The sequence below is a fragment of the Rhodobacter lacus genome (assembly GCF_042683065.1).
GTDB classification, from domain to species: Bacteria; Pseudomonadota; Alphaproteobacteria; order Rhodobacterales; family Rhodobacteraceae; genus Rhodobacter; species Rhodobacter lacus.
Genome location: NZ_JBHUIX010000013.1, coordinates 640,304 through 662,844 on the forward strand (window position 1 = coordinate 640,304; position 22,541 = coordinate 662,844).

The following is a 22,541-nucleotide window of genomic DNA, read 5'->3' on the forward strand; positions in this document are numbered from 1 at the left end:
TCGCGTGGATTCGCCCGAGCGACGAACCGGGGGCATCGTGCAAAGCGCGTTGAACAGCGCCGCGTGGGAGCGGCTGGCGCGGTTTCGCCGGCAGCGCCGCATTCAGAACGGTTTCGTTCTGGGGCTAACGGTGCTTGGCCCCGTGCTGGCGCTCACCACATTCGTGGTGCTCGGGCCTTTGGGGCAGGGCGCGGATTCGAATGCGCTGCGCTTCACGCTGCTCGCGGATTTCGTCTATTTTCTGACGCTGGGCGGGCTCATTGTGCTGCGTCTTGCGCAGATCCTCGCCGCGCGGCGCGCCCGCGCGACCGGCTCGCGCCTGACGCTGCGGCTCACCGGTGTTTTTGCGGGCATCGCCCTTGTGCCCACGATTCTTGTGGCGCTCTTTGCCGGGCTTACGGTGAATATCGGCCTTGAGGGCTGGTTTTCGGACCGGGTGCGCACGGTTGTGGGCACCTCGCTTTCCGCCGCCGAAGCCTATCAGGAGGAGCACCGCCGCGACCTTGTGCAAGATGCAACCGCGCTTGCGGGCTTTTTGAACCTGCGCCGCCAGGCCGCCACTTTTGCCACCGACGGCGATCTGCGGGAATGGCTGGTGGCGGGGCAGCAGGGCATTCAGCGCGGCCTGAAGGAAGCTTATGTGATCGACGGCACGGGGCAGATCGTGGCCCGGGGCGACCGCTCTTATCTCTTTGATTATGAACAGCCTCAGCCCGAAAAGATCGTGGCTTCCGCGCGCGGGGAGACGGTGCTGTTCGAAGATTGGCCAAATTCGGAATTTCGCGCGCTGATCAAGCTCGATGCCTTTGTCGACCGCTATCTCTATGTCTCGCGCACGGTCGACGGCAAGATTCTCTCGCTTTTGGATGACACGCGCGAAACGGTGCATCTCTATGAGCAACTTGAGGCGTCGCGCGGGCGGCTCCTGTTTGAGTTTGGGCTGGTTTACATCGGGTTTGCGCTGATCTTGATCCTTGCTGCCGTCTGGGCCGGGCTCTGGTTTGCCGAGCGGCTCTCGCGCCCGATCGGGCGGCTTGCGGCGGCGGCGGAGCGGGTCGGCACGGGTGATCTTGATGCGCGCGTGCCGGAGGAAGAAGGCGATGATGAAATTGCCACGCTCGGGCAGGCTTTCAACCGCATGATGGCGCAACTCAAGGGCCAGCGCACCGAACTGATTGCCTCCCATCACGAAACAGACGAGCAGCGGCGGATGTTCGATTCCGTGCTCTCGTCGGTGACTTCGGGCGTGATCGGGCTGGATGCCGACGGGCGGATCGACTTTCTCAACCCCTCGGCAACGCGGCTGTTGATGCTGGAGCCCGCACGGGACACGGATCGCCCCCTTGCTGAGGCCGTTCCAGAATTCGAATACCTTTTCAACCGCTTGCGGGACGGCTTTCTCACCGTTGTGCAAGAGGAGGTGCGGGTTTCGCGCGCGGGGCGGCTGGAAAGCCTGCTGGTGCGGATGGCCGAGCGGCGCCGCGCCTCGGGCGCGCGGGAGGGGTTTGTGGTGGCGTTTGACGATGTGACCGACCTTGTCTCGGCGCAGCGCATGGCGGCGTGGGGCGATGTGGCGCGCCGCATCGCGCATGAGATCAAGAACCCGCTCACGCCGATCCAGCTTTCGGCCGAGCGGATCAAGCGCAAGTTCACCAGACAGCTTGCCCCGGATCAGGTCGAGGCGCTTGAGAGCCTCACCGGGGTGATCGTGCGGCAAACCGATGACCTGCGCCGCATCGTTGACGAGTTTTCCCGCTTTGCCCGCATGCCCGAGCCGGACCGGCGCGACCATGACATCGTTCAGCTTGCCCGCGATGCGGTGCTGTTGCAGGAAGGCGCGCTCCATGGCGCAAAACTCAGCGCCGATCTGCCCGAGGGGCCCGAGGTGGTCGAGCTTGATGCGACGATGATCTCGCAGGCGCTCGTGAACCTGATCAAGAACGCCGGCGAGGCGATCGAGAGCCTTGCCGAGAAGGGCGCGCCGGAGGGCTGGGAGCCCGAGGTGCGGCTGAGCATGCGCGCGCTGGAAGAGATGATCGTGATCGACATCGCCGACAATGGCATCGGCCTGCCGCCCGACCGCGCGCGCCTGTTTGAGCCCTATGTGACCACCCGCGCCAAGGGCACCGGGCTTGGCCTCTCGATCGTGAAAAAGATCATCGAAGAACACGGCGGCACGTTGATGCTGACCGATGCCCCCGCCTTCGCGCCGGGTGCCCATCTGGGCGCGCTGGCCGAAATCCGGCTGCCGCGCGCCCGCTCCGGCCTGCGCGCCATCAAGGACAGTGACCCATGAGCGATATTCTTGTTGTCGACGACGAAAAGGACATTCGTGAGCTGATCGCCGATATTCTCGGCGACGAAGGCTATGCGACGCGCACTGCCGCCAATTCCGATGAATGCATGGAGGCGATCAACGCCGAGGAACCGGCGCTGGTGATCCTCGACATCTGGTTGAAAGACAGCCGGATGGACGGGATCGACATTCTCAAAACGGTCAAGCGCGACAACCCCGATGTTCCGATCATCATCATCTCGGGGCATGGCAATATCGAGATCGCCGTCGCCGCGATCAAGCAAGGCGCTTACGATTACATCGCCAAGCCCTTCAATATTGACCAGCTGATGGTGGTGATTTCGCGCGCGATGGAAACCTCGCGGCTGCGGCGCGAAAACTCCACCCTGCGGCGGCGTGATCTGCATGTGGGCGAGATGCTTGGCAATTCGGTTGCGTTCAAGCGGCTGAAGGACCAGCTCGACAAGGTGACAAAATCGAACGGGCGGGTGATGCTGACGGGCGAGCCCGGCTCGGGCAAGGAAACGGCCGCGCGCTACATTCACCAGCATTCGACCCGCGCGGCGGCGCCCTTTGTGACCGTGACCTCGGCCACAATCGCGCCCGAGCGGATGGAAGAGGTGCTGTTTGGCCGCGAAACGCCTGAGCGTGGAGTGGAAAAAGGGCTTTTGGAACAAGCCCATGGCGGCGTTATTTACTTTGACGAAGTGGCCGAGATGCCGAGCGGCACTCAGGCCAAGATCCTGCGCGTGCTGACCGAGCAACAATTCACCCGCGTGGGCGGCACCGACAAGGTGCGTGTCGATCTGCGGGTGATTTCCTCCACCACGCGCAATCTTGCCGCCGAGATTGCCGCCGGGCGCTTCCGCCAGGAGCTTTATGACCGGCTCAACGTGGTGCCGATTGGTGTGCCGCCGCTCTCCGAGCGGCGCGAGGATGTGCCGCTGCTTGCGCGCCATTTCATCGAGGTGTTCAACGCCACGCAGGGGCTGCCCGCACGGGCGCTTTCGGAAGAGGCCGAGGCGAGCCTGCAAACGATGGAATGGCCCGGCAATATTCGCGAATTGCGCAATGTGATCGAGCGGGTGCTGATTTTGGGCGAGGGCACGGGGCCGATTGAAGCGAAAGAGTTTTCGGGCGGGCCTGCCGCGCCGGAAGAGGGGCGGATCGTGCTTGGCGGCCAGCTCGCGGCGCTGCCGCTGCGCGAGGCGCGCGAGCTGTTCGAGCGCGAATACCTGCTCTCGCAGATCAACCGTTTTGGCGGCAATATCTCGCGCACCGCGGCCTTTGTCGGCATGGAGCGCTCGGCGCTGCACCGCAAGCTCAAATCGCTCGGCGTTGTCACGGCAGGCAAGGCGGGCGGGCGGACGGCGCAATTCGACGAGAACGAGGAGGATCTCGACGAGGAGTGAGCCGCGCGGGGCGGCTTGATTGACCGCGTCGCGGCCGCATCATAGAAGGGTGGGCAAGATAACGGAGGACGGTCGATGAAGGTGATCATCTGCGGCGCAGGGCAGGTGGGCTGGCAGATCGCCCGCCATCTGGCCGGGGAACGCAACGATGTGACCGTGATCGACACCAACCCCGAGCTGGTGCGCCGCGCCTCTGACCTGCTCGATGTGCAGGGCGTTGTCGGCTTTGCCTCGCACCCCGATGTGCTCGACCGGGCGGGGGCGCGCGATTGCGATCTGATCATCGCCGCGACCCATTCCGACGAGGTGAACATGGTCACCTGTCAGGTTGCGCAATCGGTGTTCGGCATCACCCGCAAGATCGCGCGACTGCGCGCGCAAACCTATATGGCGCCGCAATATGCCGACCTTTATCGCCGCGATCACCTGCCGATTGACGTGATCATCTCGCCAGAGCGCGAAGTGGCCGAGGCGGCCTTGCAACGGCTTCTGGCGCCCGCGACCTTTGACACCGAGAGCTTTCTGAGCGGCGCGGTGCAGCTTTTGGGCATCGCCCTTGATGAGGATTGCCCGGTGCTCGATACGCCGCTGCGCCAGCTCAACGACCTGTTCCCGACGCTTGGTGCGATGGTGGTGGGGGTGCGGCGCGAGGGGCGGCTGTTTGCGCCCGAGCCGGGAGACCAGCTGTTTACGGGCGATCAGATCTATGTCTTCACCCTTTCGCACGACATTAACAGAACGCTGGAAATATTTGGCAAGGCGACCAAAAAGCAAGAACGCATCACAATCATCGGCGGCGGGATCGTGGGCCTTGGCGTGGCGCGGGCGCTTGAGGCACGCTCGGACCGCGTGCGTGTAAAGATCATCGAGCGCGACCGGCGCACCGCAGAAGCTGCCGCGGATGCGCTTGAGCGCACCATTGTGCTGCATGGCGACGGGATGAGCGCCGAGATGCTCGAAGAGGCGAATGTGGCGCGCGCCGATGCGGTGCTCGCTGTCACTGATGACGACAAGACAAACCTTCTTGTTTCGGTGCGTGCGAAGCAGGTGGGCTGCAAGATGGCGATCTCGCTCGTCAACGATCCGACCCTCGTGCCCTTGATGGCGCCGCTCGACATTGACGCTTATATCAACCCGCGCGCGATCACCGTTTCCTCGATCCTGCGCCATATCCGGCACGGCAAGGTGCGCGGCGTCTATTCGATTGGCGATGCCGAGGCAGAGGTGATCGAGGCGGTGGTTCTGTCCACCTCGCCCATCGCCGGGCGTGCGGTGCGCGAGATCGAATTTCCCGAAGGCGTGCTTTTGGGGGCGATCCGCAAGGGCGACAAGGTGATGAAACCGGCGGGCGATACCAAGGTGGAGGAGAACGACGTGATCGTGCTCTTCGCGCTCGCGCATGACATACCGGAGGTGGAGCGGCTGTTGCAGGTCTCCATCGACTTTTTCTGAGGCCCCCGGTGCTGCGCCGCTTTGGTCAGCTTCCGCTTCTGGTGCAGCTTATGCTGCTGGCGTCGCTTGCGATGCTCGGCCCTTCCGCGTCGGCGGCGATCGACGGGCAGGCGCGGGTGGCGCGGGTGTTTCTGCAATCGTCGCTGCTCTTCACCATGTTCTCGCTGATCGTGGGGCTTGCCGCCGCCGCAAACCCGAAGCAAAACCGCGAGCGCTCGCTGTTGCTCACGCTCTTTGCCGCGTTTCTGGGCTTGCCGCTGATGCTGGCCGTGCCCTTTGACGAGGCGGTGCGCGACACCGGGCTTCTCAATTCGTGGTGGGAGATGGTGTCAAGCTTCACCACCACCGGCGCCACGCTCTACACCCCCGAACGGCTGCCGCAGAGCCTGCATCTGTGGCGCGCGATGGTGGGCTGGATGGGCGGCTTTTTCATTCTGGTGATGGCGATTGCGGTGCTGGCGCCGCTTCGGATCGGGGGCTTCGAGATCTTCTTTGCGGGCGGTTTCGGGCAACAAAGCGGGGTGGCGCCCTCGTTTTTGCGCGATGGCGTTTCCGAGCCCGGCGAACGGATCGCGCATTACCTGCGTGTGCTGGCGCCCGCCTATGGCGGCATGACGGTGGTGCTTTGGGGCGGGCTGATCCTGGCGGGCGATCCTGCCGAGGTGGCGCTGATCCATGCCTTCTCGACACTCTCGACCTCGGGCATCACAAGCCTCGTGCGGCCCGGCGATGCGCCCTCGGGGCTGCTTGGCGAGGTGATGATCTTTCTTTTCCTGATTCCCGCGCTCTCGCGCCGGCTCTGGCCCGGGGGCGGCGAATTGCGCGCCACCGAGCGGCTGCGGGATGACCCCGAACTGCTGCTTGCCGCGGCGCTGGTTGCTCTGGTGACAATGTTCCTCTTTGCGCGCCACTGGATCGCCGCGCTTGATATTGAAAGCTCAAAACAGGCGCTGCCGGCGATCTTGCGCTCGCTCTGGGGGAGCCTTTTTACCGCGCTCTCCTTCCTCACCACGACAGGGTTTGAGAGCACAAGCTGGAATGATGCGCGCTCCTGGTCCGGGCTTGGCACGCCGGGGGTCGTTCTGGCGGGGCTCACCATCACCGGGGGCGGCATTGCCACCACCGCGGGCGGGGTGCGGCTGTTGCGGGTTTATGCGCTGTTCCGGCTGGGCCAGCGCGAGCTTGAAAAGCTCGTTCATCCGCAATCGGTGGCCGGGGGCGGGTCGGTGGCGCGGCGGCTGCGCCGCGAGGGCGCCTATATCGCCTGGATCTTCTTCATGCTCTTTGCGCTCTCCATCGCGGGGGTGATGCTGGCCGTCACCGCCTTCGACATTGCGTTCGAGCCGGCGCTGATCCTTTCCATCGCGGCGCTCTCCAACACCGGGCAGTTGGCCTCTGTCGCCGTTGATACGCCGATTGACTGGGCCGTTCTGGGGGATGCGCCCAAGGTGATGCTGGCGCTGGCCATGGCGCTTGGGCGGCTTGAAACACTCGCCATCATCGCGCTTTTCAACCCCGATTTCTGGCGCAACTGAGCCAAAGCTGCCGCACAGATGAGCAATTTTCGCGCCTTTGCCTGAAACCCTCCTGATTAGGGCTGGAAACTGCCGCGCGCTTGCGCATACTGATGGCCGGGGACCGAGAGGCCCTGCGACAGGACATACAAGACAAGAAAAAGGCATAATAAAAATGGCTGCCGACAAACAGAACCTTCAGGACGCTTTCCTCAATCACGTTCGCAAGACCAAGGTTCCGGTCACGATTTTCCTGATCAACGGTGTGAAGCTGCAAGGCGTGATCACCTGGTTCGACAATTTCTGCGTGCTGCTGCGCCGCGACGGCCAATCGCAACTTGTTTACAAACACGCGATTTCCACGATCATGCCCGGCGCGCCGATCTCTCTTTACGAGGGCGAAGACTGAGCGATCCCATCATCTCGAAAGACCGTCCGACCCGGGTCTGGGTGCTGCACCCGGATCTGAAGGCGGTTGTAACCCGGCGCGAACCGGAGCTGCGGCTGGCCGAGGCTGTCTCGCTGGCCGCAGCTTTGCCTGATCTGCAAATCATGGGCCACGAGATCGTGCGCCTGCCCAAACCCCATGCGGGGCATCTGTTCGGCACCGGCAAGCTGGCCGAGCTGAAGGAGCGGTTGAGCGCGGCCGAGGTCGACCTCGTGCTGGTTGACGGCCCTGTCACCCCGATCCAGCAGCGCAACCTTGAAAAGGCCTGGGGCGTCAAACTGCTGGACCGCACCGGTCTCATTTTGGAGATCTTTGCCGACCGCGCGCGCACCCGCGAGGGGGTGTTGCAGGTGGAGCTTGCCGCGCTGAGCTATCAACGCACGCGGCTGGTGCGTGCCTGGACCCACCTTGAGCGGCAACGCGGCGGCTTTGGCTTTGTGGGCGGCCCCGGTGAGACGCAGATCGAGGCGGACCGGCGCGCGATTGACGAGCAGGTGATCCGCATCAAGCGGCAGCTCTCCAAAGTGGTGAAAACCCGCGAGCTGCACCGTGCGGCGCGGCGCAAGGTGCCGTTTCCGATCGTGGCGCTCGTGGGCTATACGAACGCCGGAAAGTCTACGCTTTTCAACCGGATGACCGGGGCTGACGTGATGGCAAAAGACATGCTTTTTGCCACGCTCGATCCAACGATGCGGGGCGTTGTGCTGCCCTCCGGGCGGCGCGTGATCCTGTCGGATACGGTGGGGTTCATCTCCGATCTGCCGCATGAGCTTGTGGCCGCCTTCCGCGCCACGCTCGAAGAGGTGCTGGAGGCGGATCTGATCCTCCATGTGCGCGACATCTCGCACCCCGAGACCGAGGAGCAGGCCGAAGACGTGGGCGAGATCCTCGAAAGCCTCGGTGTGGAGGAAGATGTTGCGCTGATCGAGGTCTGGAACAAGATCGACGCCCTCTCCGAGCAGACCCGCGCGGCGCTTCTGGTGCAGGACGCGCGGCGCGCAGATGTGCAGGCGGTTTCGGCGCTGTCGGGCGAGGGGCTCGCGGCGCTGCTCGCGGCCATCGAGGCCCGGCTCGGCGAGGAGCGGATCACCGAAACCCTCACGCTTCCCTTCGCGCAGGGGCGCCAGCATGCGTGGCTGCATGCGCAAGGCGTGGTGCGTGAGGAGCGTCAGGGCAAAGAGGGCTGGACCCTCTCGGTCAGCTGGACCGAGGCGCAAAAGGCGCGGTTCCAGAACATCTGAAAATCAACAATATCAAAAAGAAGGGCGCCACTGTTCAAGTGGCGCCCTTGGCGTTTCAGCGCTCTGGTGCGGCGGGGGTGAGGCGCGTGATCCCGGAGGCGGCGGCGCGCGCAAGCTCCGGGTCGAGCGACATCGGCACATATTCCCCACGCCGCCAAAGGTCGGCCAGATCGTCATAATGGCTGGACAGCGGATGGCCTGATTGCCCGGTCGAAATCACGAAAACCGAGCTGTCCGGGTCGGCAAAATCATAAACCCCGCGATAGCCCGCGCCATCGACATTGGCAAAAGGCTCGGGCCCGTCGCCCGCCGTCACGCCGCGGTTGAGGGTGAAATCGCCCCCCGAGGTGGATTGGCGGATGTTCATGATCCAGCCCAGCATCCGGTTTTGCCCGAGCACCGTGTGATCATGATGCGCCTCATGCGCATCGCCCCAGCGCCAGCTTTCGATCTGGGCGCCGTATTTTTCCTTCAGCCCCAGCAGCGCCGCATCAAGCGAGACCCGCGCAATATCTGTGCAGCTTTCCTGCGGCGCCGATTGCAGCACATCGCACCAACGCCCCGCGCCCTCGGTGTTGCGCAGCACGCGTTCGAGGAACAAGGGCTCGAGATGGGTGAATTTTGCGGCGAGTTCCGGGCCAAGCTCGTCGCGCAGCAGCCGGTTCTGGAATTCGCGCATCCAGGCGGCATAAATCAGCGGCTCGGGCAGATGCTCGTTCATGTCGCCATCCCAGGCGGCGAGCAGCTCCAGCGCCCTTTGCCGGAAGCGCTCGGGCGTGCCCTCGGGTGCGGGCGCGCCGGTGAACCACAGATCCGCGCCCACAAGCGGCAGAAGCCCCCGCGCGGCGGGGGAAACCGTATCCAGCTGCGCTGAGATGAAGCTCTCGCGCGAATGCACCTCGCGCTCGCCCATCAGCCGCGTCAGCCGCGCCACGCGCTCGGTATCGCCCCAGTCATAGCTCACATGGGCGGGGAAGGGGCGGTCGATCATCTTGTTGTTGGTGGTGATCACGATCCCGCCTTTAGGGCTTTCGACGCGCGGGTTCTGGGCGTAGTCCATCCGACCCTGCCAGCGGTTTGCGGCCACCCAGCCGGGCGCGGGCATGCGCCCGCGTGTGGCATGGGCCGCATCACGCTGGGGCAGCGCGCCAAGCGTCACCATGCCCACGGTTTGCTGATCTGCCAATGTCAGGTTGACCGAGGGCGCGATGAAGCCTTCCCCCGCCGCAATCGCCGCCGAGACGCTTTGCGCCTTCATGATCGCAAGGCCCGCGCTCATCGAGGTGTCGGCGGGCGAAAGCGCAGACCAGGCAAGGCTCATCACATGGCCGGGCGGCGTGACCGTGGCGAGGTCGAAATGACCCGAGGGCAGCACCGGGCCGTTTTCGCTCCAGCGCAGGGTGAGGGTGACGGGTGTGGCATCCTTCACCGCAACAATCACCTTGCGGGTGCGGAATTCTGCCCAGCCTGTCGGGGTGCGGTAGCGTTCGGGGTTTTGTGGGTCGAGCGCTTCGACAAAAAGATCTTCGTCATCGGCATAAGAGGCCGCGATCCCCCAGCCAAGCTTTGCGCTGCGCCCCGAAAGGACAAGCGGCACGCCCGGAATGGTGGCGCCGATCACGCCCCCCGAGGCGAGTTCGACGCGGGCGAGATACCACAGCGAGGGCGCGGTGAGCGGCGAATGCGGATCATTGGCCAAAAGCGCGCCGCCGGCCGCCGAACGGGCAGGGGCGGCGGCATAGGCATTCGAGGCGGTGGCAAAGGCCGGGTCTGCAAAGGGCGAGAGGGCGCCTTCGTCATCGGCGCGCGCGCTGCGGCTGTCGCGCGGGGTCTCGGGAAAGAGGCTCGCGTAATCGGGCAGGGCCATCACCCCGGCGCCCGGCACATCGGGCATCAGATCCTCGGCCCAGCCTTGCCCCAGCATCGAAAGCCGGGCCCGCAGCACCTCGGTGTCGACCTGCGTTGCGCCTTGCGCCGCCATCAGTTTCAGGATGGCGATGGAATCGGCAGGGGTCCAATAGGCAATTTCGGCATCGAACAGGAAGAACTCTGGCGCGCCCCGGCCCAGCGCCTCGGTGTTCACCGTTTCGATCCATGCGTTGACGCCGCGCGCATAGGCTTCAAGCGCGGCGGTTGTTGCCGGATCTTGCGCCGCAACCGAGGCGACGGCGGCGCCATAAAGATCGAGCCGCCGCATCACCTCATCGGTCTTGAGCGTTTTCACCCCGAACAGCTCGCTGAGCCGCCCCTGCGCGGTGCGGCGCAGCAATGTCATCTGCCACAGCCGGTCCTGCGCATGGGCAAGCCCGAGGGCGAAGAACACATCCGTATCCGTGGCGCCAAAAATATGCGGCACGTTTTCGGTGGTCCGCACGATTTCAACCGGCGCACTCAGGCCCGGAAGGCTGTAGCTCGCATTGTAATCGGGCAGCGAGCGGGCGGCAAAATACCAGATGCCAATCAGCCCGATCACCAGCGCAGCAAGCGCGAGCGTGACGAGGCGGACGATCCAGCGAAACAGGCGATACATCGAAACCCTCGCGAGGCCGGGCGTTGACGGGGCGGGCGCAGGCGTTACTAGATCGGGGGAACAGAAGTTTCAACGCGCAAACGCGTGCAAGGGGTGAGCGATGGCAAAGGTGGCATTTCTGGGGCTCGGGGTGATGGGCTTTCCGATGGCTGGGCATCTGGTGGCGAAGGGCCATGCGGTGACCGTTTATAACCGCACGCCGGCCAAGGCCGAGGCCTGGGGGGCCAAACACGGTGGCGCATTGGCGCACACCCCCGCGGCAGCGGCGCGCGGCGCCGATTTCGTGATGGCCTGCGTTGGCAATGACGATGATCTGCGTTCGGTCTGCCTTGGCGAGGCGGGCGCGTTTGCCGGTATGTCGCCGGGGGCAATCTTTGTGGATCATACCACGGTTTCGGCCAAGGTCACGCGGGAGCTTTCTGCCGAGGCTGCCACGCGGGGCCTTGGCTTTGTCGATGCGCCCGTCTCCGGCGGGCAAGCGGGGGCGGAAAACGGCGCCCTTTCCGTGATGTGCGGGGGCGCGCCCGATCATTTTGAGGCCGCCGCGCCGGTGATTGCGGCCTATGCAAAAATCTGCCGACGCCTTGGAGAGAGCGGCGCGGGGCAAATGGCGAAGATGTGCAACCAGATCGCGATTGCCGGGCTGGTGCAGGGGCTCGCGGAATCGCTCCATTTTGCGCAGAAGGCGGGGCTGTCGATCCCGGAGCTTGTCGAGGTGATCAGCCAAGGCGCCGCGGGGAGCTGGCAGATGGCAAACCGCGCCAGCACGATGGAGCAGGGCAAGTTTGACTTCGGCTTTGCGGTGGATTGGATGCGCAAGGATCTCGGCATCTGCCTTGCCACCGCAAACGAGACCGGCGCGAGCCTGCCTGTCACCGCACTTGTCGATCAATTCTACAAGGATGTACAGAAGATGGGCGGCGGGCGCTGGGATACGTCCAGCTTGATCGCGCGGCTGCAGGCGGGCGGCTGAAGCGCGGGGGCGCTGCCCCCGCACCCCCGCGCCTTTGCACAAAAGAGCAAGGGGGCCGCCGGGGCCCCCTTTTTCTCAGAACGGGATGTCGTCGTCAAAATCCGAGCGACCGCCGCCCGAGGAGGGCGCCGAGCCGCCCCCCGAGGGGGCGCCATAGCCCGGGCCATCATCATAGCCGCCGCCATAGCCGCCGCCCTGGTTGCCCCCGCCGTAGCTGCCGCCGCCGCCCGAGCCGCCGCCTTCGCCGCGCCCGCCCAGAAGGGTCAGGTTGCCGGTGAAGGGGCGCAGCACCACCTCGGTTGTGTAACGCTCTTGACCGGACTGATCTTGCCATTTGCGGGTTTCGAGCTGACCCTCGATATAGACCTGCGAGCCCTTGCGCAGATATTGCTCGGCAATGCGCGCCAGCGGCTCGTTGAAGATCGCCACCGAATGCCATTCGGTGCGCTCCTTGCGCTCGCCCGATTGCTTGTCGCGCCAGGTCTCTGTGGTGGCGATGCGCAGGTTGCAGACCTTGCCGCCATTGGAAAAGCTGCGTACCTCCGGGTCGCGCCCGAGGTTGCCCACCAAAATGACCTTGTTGACGGATCCTGCCATATCTTGCTCCCGTTTGCGCGGGCTCTGGCGAGCTTGCGCGATTCCGAATTGGGCGACACCCTACAGAACCGGGACGGCGACGGGAAGGGGGCGGCGAAAGCCCGCCTGCGCGCCGCCGGGCGTGTGCAAGGCTCTGGGCAAAGGACAGATTTTTGCTATAGTGCCCGCGTTTGAGCCAGTATGGATGATCGGATGATCAGATTTGTCGTGACGCTCGGGATCGGGATCAGCCTCGCGCTCGGGCCAGTAGCGGCGCCCCTTGCGGGGGCCGAGGGGCTCGTGATCGGGCGAAAATCGACGAAATCACAATCGATTCTGCGGCAGAGCCAGTTTGCCCTGCTCGATGGCAGGCTCGCCGGACAATATGCAAATTCGACCCGGCTGCGCCCGAATGCCGAGCGCGAAAGCCTCTCTGAAGGCGCAACCCCGCGCTATTCCGGCCGTTACCGGGGGCAATATCTGCATCATGCCAAGGCCGCCGCGGCCAAGCATGGTGTCCCGGAAGATCTGTTTTTGCGGCTTGTGCAGCAGGAAAGCGGCTGGAACCCCGGCGCCGTCTCGCCCAAGGGGGCAACCGGGCTCGCCCAGCTCATGCCCGCCACCGCGGCGCGCCTTGGGGTGGACCCGACGGACCCGCTGCAAAACCTGGAAGGCGGCGCGCGCTATCTGCGCATGATGTTTGACCGCTTTGGCAATTGGCGTCTGGCTCTGGCGGCCTATAACGCCGGCCCCGAAGCGGTGGACAAGGCCGGCGGCGTGCCGAACTATTCCGAGACGAAAAATTACGTGCGCGTGATCTACGGCAGCTAGGCACTTCAAGAACGCAGTTTAAGCATATAAAAAGGCGCGGAATATCCGCGCCTTTGTTGCTTGGGTGGGGCCGGGCCTCAGGGCAGGATGCGGGTGTATTTTGTGCCCGCCAGCGAGGCGCCGACGATCAGACCGGATTGCCCGAACACCTGCACCACCACCGGCGCAAGGGTCGTTGTTGTATCTGTGCCGATCGCGGCCCCATGATCGGGGAGCGCGTAGCGCGCATCGGCGCCCAGCTCCCAGCCATCGGCATGGCGGAAATCGGCGAGGGCCTTTTCGGTCATGAAAAACAGCGCATGGGCGTATTGCTGCGCGCCGATCTGGAAGCCGAAGCTTGCCGAGGCAGCAGAATAGTAATCCACCGTGACGTTGTTGATGCGCAGCGCACCGCGCCCGAAGGCACCCCCGACACCAAAGCCCGCCTCGGTCATCAGGGGCATGTAGAGCACGCCCACCGATTTATCGAGCAATTGCTGCGTCGAGGGGAAATTGCGGATCATGTAAGCGCGCGTCGCATCCACGCGCGCATCGATCTTGGCGGCGCCGTTCGAGCCCACGCCATTGCCGCAGGCGGCCAGACCAAGGGTTGCACCGCCCGACACCAGAAGGCCGCGTCTGGAAAGAAGTGTCATCTGCTCGCTCCGTATTCTCCCGGGTTCAGGCTCCGGGTTTGTTTGCGGGGTGAGGAAACCCTACCCCAAGCGGCCCCGCTTGTCATGCGTAACAGGCGGGTCCGCAAGGGGACTCGGCGTTCAGGCGCCGATCAGCTTCGCCGCCTTCGGCGCGAAATAGGTCAGCACGCCATCGCACCCGGCCCGGCGGAAGGCGAGCAGGCTTTCGAGCATCACCTTGTCATGATCGAGCCAGCCGTTCTGCACCGCCGCCATCAGCATCGCATATTCGCCCGACACCTGATAGGCATAGGTCGGCATCTGGAAGGTGTCCTTCACACGGCGCACGATGTCCAGATAGGGCATGCCGGGCTTGACCATCACCATATCGGCCCCCTCGGCGATGTCGCGCGCAACGTTGCGCAGGGCTTCGTCCGAATTGCCCGGGTTCATCTGATAGGTCTTCTTGTCGCCCTTGAGCGCGCCCGAGGCGCCAACGGCATCGCGGAACGGGCCATAGAAGGCAGAGGCATATTTCGCAGCATAGGACAGGATCGTGATATCCTTGTGGCCCGCCGCTTCCATGGCGCTGCGCAGCGCCCCGATCCGGCCATCCATCATGTCGGAGGGGCCCAGAATATCCGCCCCGGCCTCGGCCTGAGCCAGCGCCATTTTCACAAGCGCTTCAACGGTTTCATCGTTGATGATGATGCCGTCACGCACGAGCCCGTCGTGCCCGTTCGCATTATAGGGGTCGAGCGCGATATCGGTCATGATCGCCACTTCGGGCACCGCTTCTTTCATCGCGGCAATCACCTTGTTGGTGAAATTGTCTTCCGCCCAAGCCTGCTCACAGGTCTCGGTTTTCACCGCCGGATCGGTGTAGGGAAAAAGGCAAATCGCCGGAATGCCGAGCTTTGCCGCCTCTTCCGCGGCCTCGATCGCCCCTTTCAGGGTGCGCCGCACCACGCCCGGCATCGACGAGATCTCGACATCGGCGCCCGGCACATCGGTGATGAAAATCGGCCAGATCAGGTCTTTGACCGAAAGCCGGTGTTCCTGTGCGAGCTCACGCAGGGCCGGTGTGCGGCGCATCCGGCGCAGGCGGTTGGTGGGGAAGGGCGGGGTGATCAGGGTCATGGCAACATTCTCCTTGTGCCGTCTCGGTGCCACGGATCGACGCGAGGCTCAAGCCCCGCGAATGTCGCGCCCGGCTTGCAACGCCCGCATGAATGGGCGACACCGGGGCAGGTGAAAGAGGCGAGCATCCCGTTGAGCATCTTGCAATTGATCTTCGATCTGATCGACATGCGATCGTTTTCGAACCTGTGGTACTGGATTGCCCTTGCGGTCACCTGGTCCACCGCCTCGCATTGGGTGCTGGGCGTGCCGTTTGACATGGTGCAGCAGGCGCGCCGCCGGGGCGGGCAGGCGGCCGAGGACATGGTGACCCTGACCGGGGTGAATGTGCGCCGGCTCGTGATGATCGGGCGCGAGGCGGGGGCGATTGTCGCGCTTGGCGTTGCTTTCGTGCTCTCGAGCCTCGTCGTTCTGGGTTTTGGCTACGGGATCGAGTTTGCGCAGGCACTGGCGCTGCTGGCGGTGCCGCTCGCGCTTGTGGGCGGGCTGAGCTTGCGGATGGCGGTGCGGATCGAGCCGGTGTTGGCGCGCGACCCCGCCCCGGAGGAGGTTGCACGGCTTTTGATGCGCCACCGGGTTTCGGTGCAGCTGGTGGGCGTGGTGGCGATTACCTTCACCGCGCTTTGGGGCATGTTCCAGAACCTGCAGGTTTCAGTTTTACACTAAACTAAAACGCGTTTTCGTTTAATGGTAAACCATCTGGAGTTGTGCGCCCCGGATGCGGCTTGGCCTTGACAGCGGAAGCGATCCCGTTAGGTCTCGGCCATGGAGCACTTTCTTCTTTCTGGCGCCCCTGAGGGCTATGATGCAAAACTGCTGGCGCGCGAACTCGCGCGCGGGCAGAGCGTGGTGCATGTGGCTCGCGATGATCGCCGCATGGAAGCGATGCGGGCCGCACTCGCGTTCTTTGCGCCCACGGCTCTCGTGCTGAGCTTCCCGGCTTGGGATTGCCTCCCTTATGACCGGGTATCGCCCAACCCCGATATATCGGCGGCGCGCATGGCAACGCTTGCGGCATTGGCGTCAAACAGCCTGCCCGCGCCGTTTGTGTTGCTCACCACGCTCTCTGCGGCCACCCAGCGCATTCCGGCGCGGGATCTGGTGGCGGGCGCAAGTTTCACGGCCCGCGTGGGGCAAAGGATTGATGAGAAGAACCTTCGACAATTTCTTGTTCGGATGGGGTTTTCTCCGGTTTCCACGGTTTCTGAGCCGGGCGATTATGCCATCCGCGGCGGCATTATTGACATCTTTCCGCCAGGCGAAAGTGGCCCGGTCCGGCTGGATCTGTTTGGCGACCAGCTCGATGGTGCGCGCCGGTTTGACCCCGTCAGCCAGCGCACCACCGAAAAACTCTCCACCATCGAGCTTGCCCCCGTCAGCGAGGTGATCCTCGACGAGGCCTCGATCAGCCGGTTTCGGCAGAATTACCGTGTCGAATTTGGCGCGGGCGGCGCGGATGATCCGCTCTACGAAGCGGTGAGTGCCGGGCGCAAACATGCCGGGATGGAGCACTGGCTCGGATTCTTCCATGACCGGCTTGAAACACTCTTCGATTACGTGCCCGGCGCAACGATCATGCTGGATGATCAGACCGAGCCGCAACGGATCGCACGCTGGGAAGGGATCGCCGATCAATATGATACGCGGCGGGAGGCCATGACCCGGCGCGACCGGCTGGATACGGTCTACAAACCCGCGCCGCCGGAGCTTCTGTATCTCGATGGCGCGGCCTGGGAAGCGGAGCTGATAACCCACCGGGTGCTCAAGCTGCAAGTGCTTGCGGCACCGCCCGGGCCGGGTATCCTGAATGCTGAAGCCAAGATCGGCCGCAATTTCGCACCCGAACGCCAGCTTGAGAATGTTAGTCTTTTCGGGGCGTTGAAGAGCCATATTGAAAGCCGCCTCACACTGGGGCCGGTGGTTGTTGCGAGTTGGTCCGAGGGGGCGCGCGAGCGCCTGAAAGGGCTTTTGGAAGACGAGGGGCTTGCGGGCGCCAATCTCATAAGCGATGCGCGGGGGATTTCCGGGCTGAGTCTCGCGGTCTGGCCACTGGATGCGGGGTTTGAGGCCGATGGGCTGACGATAATCTCGGAACAGGACGTGCTCGGAGACCGCCTGGTTGCCAAACCGCGGCGCAAACGCAAGGCCGAGAACTTCCTGACAGAGGCGCAAAGCCTCTCACCGGGGGATCTGGTGGTCCACGTCGACCATGGTGTCGGGCGCTACAAGGGGCTTGAGACGATCGCGGCACTCGGCGCGCCGCATGAGTGTGTTTTGCTGGAATATGCCGGCGGGGATAGGCTTTACCTTCCCGTTGAAAACATTGAGCTTCTGAGCCGTTACGGGCATGAAGACGGGCTTTTGGACAAGCTCGGCGGTGGGGCATGGCAGGCCAAGAAGGCGAAGCTGAAGGAGCGGATCCGGCAAATTGCCGACCGACTGATGCGGATCGCGGCAGAGCGGCTTTTGCGCGCGGCGCCAATCCTTGAGGCGCCCCATCATGAATGGGAGAGCTTTGCGGCGCGCTTCCCCTATAGCGAAACCGAGGATCAGCTCAGCGCGATCGAGGATGTCGTGACCGATCTTGGCTCCGGGCGGCCGATGGACCGGCTCGTTGTTGGCGATGTCGGGTTTGGGAAGACCGAAGTGGCGATGCGCGCGGCCTTCATTGCGGCCATTTCCGGCATGCAGGTCGCGGTTATTGCGCCAACGACGCTGCTGGCGCGCCAACATTATAAGACATTTGCTGAGCGCTTCCGCGGCACCCCGCTCACGGTGAAGCCGCTGTCCCGCTTTGTCTCGGCCAAGGCCGCCACGCAAACCCGCGAGGGGCTGGCTGAGGGCACGGTAGATATTGTTATCGGCACGCATGCGGTTTTGGCAAAGGGCGTAAAATTCCGCAACCTTGGGCTTTTAATTATTGACGAAGAACAACATTTTGGCGTTCAGCACAAAGAACGGCTGAAGGAGATGCGCTCCGAGATCCATGTTCTGACGCTCACTGCCACGCCGATCCCTCGGACGTTGCAACTGAGCCTTACGGGCGTGCGCGACCTCTCGATTATTGGCACACCGCCTGTCGATCGGCTCGCTATTCGCACTTATGTGAGCGAGTTTGATGCCGTCACGATCCGCGAGGCGCTGTTACGGGAACATTATCGGGGCGGACAGAGCTTTTATGTGGTGCCGAGAATTTCGGACCTTGCCGAGGTCGAGGATTTCCTGCGCAGCCATGTGCCTGAAGTCAGCTTCATCGTTGCCCATGGTCAGATGGCGGCGGGCGAGCTTGATGACCGGATGAACGCGTTTTACGACGGCAAATATGACGTTCTGCTTGCCACCACGATCGTTGAATCCGGGCTCGATATCCCGACGGCGAACACGATGGTGGTGCATCGCGCCGACATGTTTGGCCTGTCGCAGCTCTACCAGATCCGGGGCCGGGTCGGGCGCTCCAAGCTGCGGGCCTATTGCTACCTGACAACGAAACCGCGCCTGCCGCTGACACCGCAAGCGACAAAGCGGCTGCGCCTTCTGGGAAGCCTCGACAGCCTCGGCGCCGGGTTCAATCTCGCCAGTCAGGATCTTGATTTGCGCGGCGCCGGCAACCTTCTGGGCGAAGAGCAATCGGGCCATATCAAGGAAGTGGGCTACGAACTCTACCAGGCGATGCTTGAGGAAACGATCTCGAAACTGAAATCGGGAGAGCTGACAGAGACGGGCAGCGAGGGCGATTGGTCCCCGCAGATTAATCTTGGTGTTCCTGTCATGATTCCAGAGGCTTATATCCCCGATCTTGATGTGCGTCTGGGGCTTTATCGGCGCCTTTCGAGCCTCACGACGAAAGTGGAGCTGGAGGGGTTTGCGGCGGAGCTCATCGACCGGTTCGGCACGCTGCCGAAAGAGGTCAACACGCTCTTGCTCGTGGTGCGGATCAAGGCGATGTGCAAGCGCGCGATGATTGCGCGCATGGATGCCGGGCCGAAAGGGGCAACAGTGCAATTCCACCTCGACAAGTTCCCGAACCCGGCCGGGCTCGTTGCATTCCTCAACGACCAGCGCGGCCTTGCCAAGATCAACGGCAACAAGGTGGTGGTGCGGCACGATTGGAAAAACGATGGCGAGAGGATCAAGGGGGCCTTTGCCATCGCCCGCGACCTCGCCGAGAAGGTGATTGCCGTCAAATCGGCAAAAAAGAGCTAGCTGGCGACTATTTTTTGACGAAAGCTGCGTTGCCCGGGGAGGGTTGCGCCGGGCGAGCGTTTCATTTACGACATTGATGTCGGTTTCGGCTGACTGAGCGCAGCTGCGCTCCGCGTCGATCGGCTGCTTGTGTGGCCGGTTGCCAGTGGCCCCGCGCCCTTCGGTGCTTTCCCTGCGGGCCCAGACATTCAAACGGGTTTTCGGTTGCAGCGGCGCGCCGGAGATCGTCACGAGAGCGCCGCAGACAGGAGAAAGCCCATGACGAAGCATCTTGCTTCTGCCTGGCTTGCTGTTCCTTTTGCTGCCCTGGCCCTGCCGGCCTGGGCTGCGGAGGAATGCGGCCAGATCAGCATTGCGGAAATGAACTGGGCCTCGGCCGGGGTCGCCGCGCAAGTCGACAAGATCATCCTGGAAAAGGGCTATGGCTGTGAAGTCGAGCTTGTGGCGGGCGATACCATGCCGACCTTCACCTCGATGAACGAGAAGGGCGAGCCGGATATGGCGCCCGAACTGTGGGTGAATGCCGTGCGCACGCCGCTTGATACTGCCGTGGCAGAGGGCCGGATGGTGATTGCCGCGCAGATCCTCGAAGACGGCGGAGTCGAAGGCTGGTGGATCCCGAAATATGTTGCCGAAGCGCATCCGGAAATCGACACGGTGCAAAAAGCGCTTGAACACCCCGAGCTGTTTCCGGCGCCGGAAGACCCCTCCATGGGGGCCGTTTTCAACTGCCCGTCGGGTTGGAATTGCCAGGTGTCTACCGAAAACCTGTTCCGCGCGCTCGGGGCCGAGGACAAAGGCTTTGTGCTTGTGGATACCGGCTCGGCGGCGGGGCTCGATGGCTCGATCGCCAATGCTTATGAGCGGCAGGCGGGCTGGTTTGGCTACTACTGGGCGCCGACGGCAATCCTTGGCAAATATGACATGGTGCGGCTCTCGTTCGGGGTGCCGAACGACAAGGAAGACTGGGATGCCTGCACCGCCGTTCCGGATTGCCCTGATCCCAAGGTGAATTCCTATCCGGTCTCCGATGTCTATACGGTCGTGACCAAAGAGTTCTCGGAAAAAGCCAGCGTGGCAATGGATTACATTGCAAAACGGAAGTGGTCGAATGCCACTGTCGGAAAGATCCTCGCCTGGATGGACGAAAACCAAGGCACCAATGAGGATGCGGCTTACCACTTCCTTGAGACCATGCCCGAGCTTTGGCAGGCCTGGCTTCCCGAAGACGTGGCAAAGCGCGTCGAAGAGGCGCTTTGAATTGATTATCGGTCGGGCCGGATGGCCCGGCCCCTCCCGACCCTGAGTTGAAAGGAACGGCATGGCCGCCAGTTGCTGGAGCTTGCCTGATGCCCTGTGCCACTTCCCGGCACTGGAAAACAGTACCCTGCGCGTAATGCGCAAAACGGTTGATGGCGGGTTTCGTGACCTTGTCCGCAGCTATTCCGACGCCATCGACATCGCCACAGCGCCGTTGCAGGTGGCGCTCAACGCGCTGGAACGCGCTTTCACCAATACACCCTGGATCATCGTGCTCGCGGCATTGCTGGCGCTGGTCTGGGCCTCCTCGCGCAGTTGGCGCATTGTTGCCGGGACCACGATGGCAATGATGCTGATCGGCTGGCTGGGGCTCTGGGACGATACGATGGTGACGCTCGCGATGGTCTCCGTCTGCACCCTGATCGCGGTGCTGATCGGCCTGCCGATCGGCATTCTCGCAGCCCGCTCGGACCGGATGCAACGGCTTGTGAACCCCGCTCTCGATGTCATGCAGACCTTGCCGAGCTTCGTCTATCTTATTCCTGTCGTTGTGATTTTTGGGATCGGCAAGGTGCCCGGCATGATCGCGGTGGTGATCTATGCCGTGCCGCCGATGATCCGGCTGACCAATCTCGGCATCCGTATGGTCGATGCCGATGTGCTGGAGGCCGCCGAGGCTTTTGGCTCCTCGCCGCGGCAAAAACTCTGGAACGTGCAACTGCCGCTGGCGCTGCCAGCGCTGATGACCGGGGTGAACCAGACGATCATGATGTCGCTCTCGATGGTTGTCGTGGCCTCGATGGTGGGCGTGGGCGGCCTTGGCAAGAATGTGCTGCAGGCGATCAACAACCAGTTCTTCACCATGGGCTTTCTGAACGGCTTTGCGCTTGTGGCGATTGCCATCGTGTTCGACCGCTCCTCACAGGCCTTCGGGCACCGGCTGCAAAAACACCGCGAGGTGCATCATGACTGACGCAAGCGTTCTTATAAGCGATGATGATGAGTCCGTCCCCGCCGGGCCCGGAATCGAAATAAACAGCCTTTACAAGATCTTCGGTCCTGACCCTCAAAAATGGATCGGGCGCGTCAAGGCGGGGATGAGCAAGGAAGAGCTGAACCGAAAACACGGGCATGTGCTCGGCTTGACCAATATTTCGCTCAGCATTCCGCCGGGCAAAATCACCGTGATCATGGGGCTCTCGGGCTCTGGTAAATCCACGCTGATCCGCCATATCAACGGGCTGATTGCACCGACCGCGGGCGAGATCATCTGCGACGGGGCCGATATTTGCCAGATGTCCACTGCGGCCTTGCGCAATTTCCGCCGCGCGCGCACGGCGATGGTGTTCCAGAAATTCGCGCTCTTGCCGCATCGGACCGTGCTTGAAAACACCTGCTACGGGCTCGACATTCAGGGCGTGGCGCGCACGACCTCTGAGCCGGTTGCGCGGCGCTGGATTGAGCGCGTTGGTCTCAAGGGCTTCGCGGAAAGCTATCCCTCGCAGCTTTCGGGGGGCATGCAACAACGCGTCGGGCTCGCGCGCGCGCTTGCAACAGATGCCGATATCTTATTGATGGACGAAGCGTTTTCTGCGCTTGATCCGCTCATTCGGCTGGACATGCAGGCGGTTTTGCTGGAGCTTGAGGCAGAGCTGCAAAAAACCATCGTCTTCATCACCCATGATCTGGACGAGGCCCTGCGGCTGGGGGACCGGATCGCAATCCTGCGCGACGGCAAGCTCGAACAGGTGGGAACGGGGCAACAGATCGTGCAGCATCCGGCCAATGATTACGTCTCGGCCTTTGTGCGTGAGGTGAACCGGGGCAGGGTGCTGCAAGCTGCCACAGTGGCAGGGCCGCTCCCCGAGGGTACCCTGCCGGAAATGACACTGCCCGGGAAACTCGTGCTGGAAGAGGCGGCGCGGCGCATGATCGCTGCGGGGGTTTCGCGGGCAACCGTGGTCAGCGCGCGCAACCGGCCGCGTGGCGTGCTGGAAATGGCCGATCTGCTGTCGGCGATGGTGCAGCCTACCGAAACTTCCCCTCAATAA

17 protein-coding genes are annotated in these 22,541 nt (G+C 63.3%); 13 read left to right on the forward strand and 4 right to left on the reverse strand.

The window, feature by feature from the left end; genetic code table 11:
- The first annotated feature begins 37 nt into the window (after nt 1-37).
- From ACFSM0_RS15160 to hflX, 6 genes are all read left to right on the forward strand, one after another.
- Nucleotides 38-2,296, forward strand: a complete 2,259-nt coding sequence (locus ACFSM0_RS15160; protein ID WP_377392167.1) for a sensor histidine kinase NtrY-like — start codon at nt 38-40, stop codon at nt 2,294-2,296.
- The gene (ntrX, locus tag ACFSM0_RS15165; RefSeq protein WP_377392170.1) at nt 2,293-3,708 is read left to right on the forward strand and encodes a nitrogen assimilation response regulator NtrX; all 1,416 of its coding nucleotides are present in this window, start codon (nt 2,293-2,295) and stop codon (nt 3,706-3,708) included. The genes ACFSM0_RS15160 and ntrX overlap by 4 nt, the downstream gene beginning before the upstream one ends.
- A gap of 75 nt (nt 3,709-3,783) precedes the next feature.
- A complete protein-coding gene (gene trkA, locus ACFSM0_RS15170) occupies nt 3,784-5,160 on the forward strand; it encodes a Trk system potassium transporter TrkA (RefSeq protein WP_377392174.1) in 1,377 nt (458 codons plus the stop codon).
- 8 nt (nt 5,161-5,168) lie between these two features.
- Nucleotides 5,169-6,695, forward strand: a complete 1,527-nt coding sequence (locus tag ACFSM0_RS15175) for a potassium transporter TrkG (RefSeq protein ID WP_377392177.1) — start codon at nt 5,169-5,171, stop codon at nt 6,693-6,695.
- A gap of 154 nt (nt 6,696-6,849) precedes the next feature.
- A complete protein-coding gene (gene hfq, locus ACFSM0_RS15180; protein ID WP_068766904.1) occupies nt 6,850-7,083 on the forward strand; it encodes an RNA chaperone Hfq in 234 nt (77 codons plus the stop codon).
- A complete protein-coding gene (gene hflX / locus ACFSM0_RS15185; protein WP_377392515.1) occupies nt 7,080-8,363 on the forward strand; it encodes a GTPase HflX in 1,284 nt (427 codons plus the stop codon). The genes hfq and hflX overlap by 4 nt, the downstream gene beginning before the upstream one ends.
- A 55-nt stretch (nt 8,364-8,418) precedes the next feature.
- On the opposite strand, the gene ACFSM0_RS15190 is transcribed toward hflX, so the two are convergent.
- Nucleotides 8,419-10,893 carry a penicillin acylase family protein gene (locus ACFSM0_RS15190; protein WP_377392180.1) on the reverse strand — a complete coding sequence of 825 codons (2,475 nt, stop codon included), beginning with the start codon at nt 10,891-10,893 and terminating at the stop codon, nt 8,419-8,421.
- A gap of 100 nt (nt 10,894-10,993) precedes the next feature.
- Here ACFSM0_RS15190 and ACFSM0_RS15195 point away from each other — a divergent pair, with 100 nt between their 5' ends.
- Entirely contained in the window at nt 10,994-11,866 is an 873-nt protein-coding gene (locus ACFSM0_RS15195; protein WP_377392183.1) for an NAD(P)-dependent oxidoreductase, read from the forward strand.
- A gap of 75 nt (nt 11,867-11,941) precedes the next feature.
- Here the strand turns inward: ACFSM0_RS15195 and ssb are convergent, their stop codons facing one another.
- On the reverse strand, nt 11,942-12,463 hold the full coding sequence (gene ssb / locus ACFSM0_RS15200) for a single-stranded DNA-binding protein (protein ID WP_377392187.1): 522 nt from the start codon (nt 12,461-12,463) through the stop codon (nt 11,942-11,944).
- Nucleotides 12,464-12,655: 192 nt separating this feature from the next.
- On the opposite strand from ssb, the gene ACFSM0_RS15205 reads away from it, so the two are divergent.
- Complete coding sequence (locus ACFSM0_RS15205; RefSeq protein WP_377392190.1) at nt 12,656-13,273, forward strand: lytic transglycosylase domain-containing protein; 618 nt, start codon at nt 12,656-12,658, stop codon at nt 13,271-13,273.
- A 77-nt stretch (nt 13,274-13,350) separates the two neighbouring features.
- Here the strand turns inward: ACFSM0_RS15205 and ACFSM0_RS15210 are convergent, their stop codons facing one another.
- Together ACFSM0_RS15210 and hemB are read right to left on the reverse strand one after the other, a co-directional pair.
- Nucleotides 13,351-13,908 (reverse strand): lipid-binding SYLF domain-containing protein, encoded by a 558-nt coding sequence (locus tag ACFSM0_RS15210; protein WP_377392193.1) that lies wholly within the window; start codon nt 13,906-13,908, stop codon nt 13,351-13,353.
- A gap of 120 nt (nt 13,909-14,028) precedes the next feature.
- Entirely contained in the window at nt 14,029-15,027 is a 999-nt protein-coding gene (gene hemB, locus ACFSM0_RS15215; protein WP_377392196.1) for a porphobilinogen synthase, read from the reverse strand.
- 168 nt (nt 15,028-15,195) lie between these two features.
- Here hemB and ACFSM0_RS15220 point away from each other — a divergent pair, with 168 nt between their 5' ends.
- The 5 genes from ACFSM0_RS15220 to ACFSM0_RS15240 all read left to right on the forward strand — a co-directional run bounded on the left by ACFSM0_RS15220 (nt 15,196) and on the right by ACFSM0_RS15240 (nt 22,541).
- Entirely contained in the window at nt 15,196-15,693 is a 498-nt protein-coding gene (locus ACFSM0_RS15220) for a component of SufBCD complex (RefSeq protein WP_377392518.1), read from the forward strand.
- 99 nt (nt 15,694-15,792) lie between these two features.
- On the forward strand, nt 15,793-19,230 hold the full coding sequence (mfd, locus tag ACFSM0_RS15225) for a transcription-repair coupling factor (protein WP_377392200.1): 3,438 nt from the start codon (nt 15,793-15,795) through the stop codon (nt 19,228-19,230).
- Nucleotides 19,231-19,488: 258 nt separating this feature from the next.
- On the forward strand, nt 19,489-20,490 hold the full coding sequence (locus tag ACFSM0_RS15230) for an ABC transporter substrate-binding protein (protein ID WP_377392203.1): 1,002 nt from the start codon (nt 19,489-19,491) through the stop codon (nt 20,488-20,490).
- Between the two features lie 61 nt (nt 20,491-20,551).
- Nucleotides 20,552-21,463, forward strand: coding sequence for an ABC transporter permease (locus tag ACFSM0_RS15235; protein WP_377392206.1), 912 nt, complete (start codon nt 20,552-20,554; stop codon nt 21,461-21,463).
- Complete coding sequence (locus tag ACFSM0_RS15240) at nt 21,456-22,541, forward strand: quaternary amine ABC transporter ATP-binding protein (protein WP_377392209.1); 1,086 nt, start codon at nt 21,456-21,458, stop codon at nt 22,539-22,541. The genes ACFSM0_RS15235 and ACFSM0_RS15240 overlap by 8 nt, the downstream gene beginning before the upstream one ends.

Bases quoted from the DNA above. Each gene is read 5' to 3' on its own strand.
- ntrX (WP_377392170.1), top strand. From the start codon at position 2,293: ATGAGCGATATTCTTGTTGTCGACGACGAAAAGGACATTCGTGAGCTG.
- trkA (WP_377392174.1), top strand. From the start codon at position 3,784: ATGAAGGTGATCATCTGCGGCGCAGGGCAGGTGGGCTGGCAGATCGCC.
- hfq (WP_068766904.1), top strand. From the start codon at position 6,850: ATGGCTGCCGACAAACAGAACCTTCAGGACGCTTTCCTCAATCACGTT.
- ACFSM0_RS15190 (WP_377392180.1), bottom strand. From the start codon at position 10,893: ATGTATCGCCTGTTTCGCTGGATCGTCCGCCTCGTCACGCTCGCGCTT.
- ACFSM0_RS15195 (WP_377392183.1), top strand. From the start codon at position 10,994: ATGGCAAAGGTGGCATTTCTGGGGCTCGGGGTGATGGGCTTTCCGATG.
- ssb (WP_377392187.1), bottom strand. From the start codon at position 12,463: ATGGCAGGATCCGTCAACAAGGTCATTTTGGTGGGCAACCTCGGGCGC.
- ACFSM0_RS15205 (WP_377392190.1), top strand. From the start codon at position 12,656: ATGATCAGATTTGTCGTGACGCTCGGGATCGGGATCAGCCTCGCGCTC.
- ACFSM0_RS15210 (WP_377392193.1), bottom strand. From the start codon at position 13,908: ATGACACTTCTTTCCAGACGCGGCCTTCTGGTGTCGGGCGGTGCAACC.
- hemB (WP_377392196.1), bottom strand. From the start codon at position 15,027: ATGACCCTGATCACCCCGCCCTTCCCCACCAACCGCCTGCGCCGGATG.
- ACFSM0_RS15220 (WP_377392518.1), top strand. From the start codon at position 15,196: ATGCGATCGTTTTCGAACCTGTGGTACTGGATTGCCCTTGCGGTCACC.
- mfd (WP_377392200.1), top strand. From the start codon at position 15,793: ATGGAGCACTTTCTTCTTTCTGGCGCCCCTGAGGGCTATGATGCAAAA.
- ACFSM0_RS15230 (WP_377392203.1), top strand. From the start codon at position 19,489: ATGACGAAGCATCTTGCTTCTGCCTGGCTTGCTGTTCCTTTTGCTGCC.
- ACFSM0_RS15235 (WP_377392206.1), top strand. From the start codon at position 20,552: ATGGCCGCCAGTTGCTGGAGCTTGCCTGATGCCCTGTGCCACTTCCCG.
- ACFSM0_RS15240 (WP_377392209.1), top strand. From the start codon at position 21,456: ATGACTGACGCAAGCGTTCTTATAAGCGATGATGATGAGTCCGTCCCC.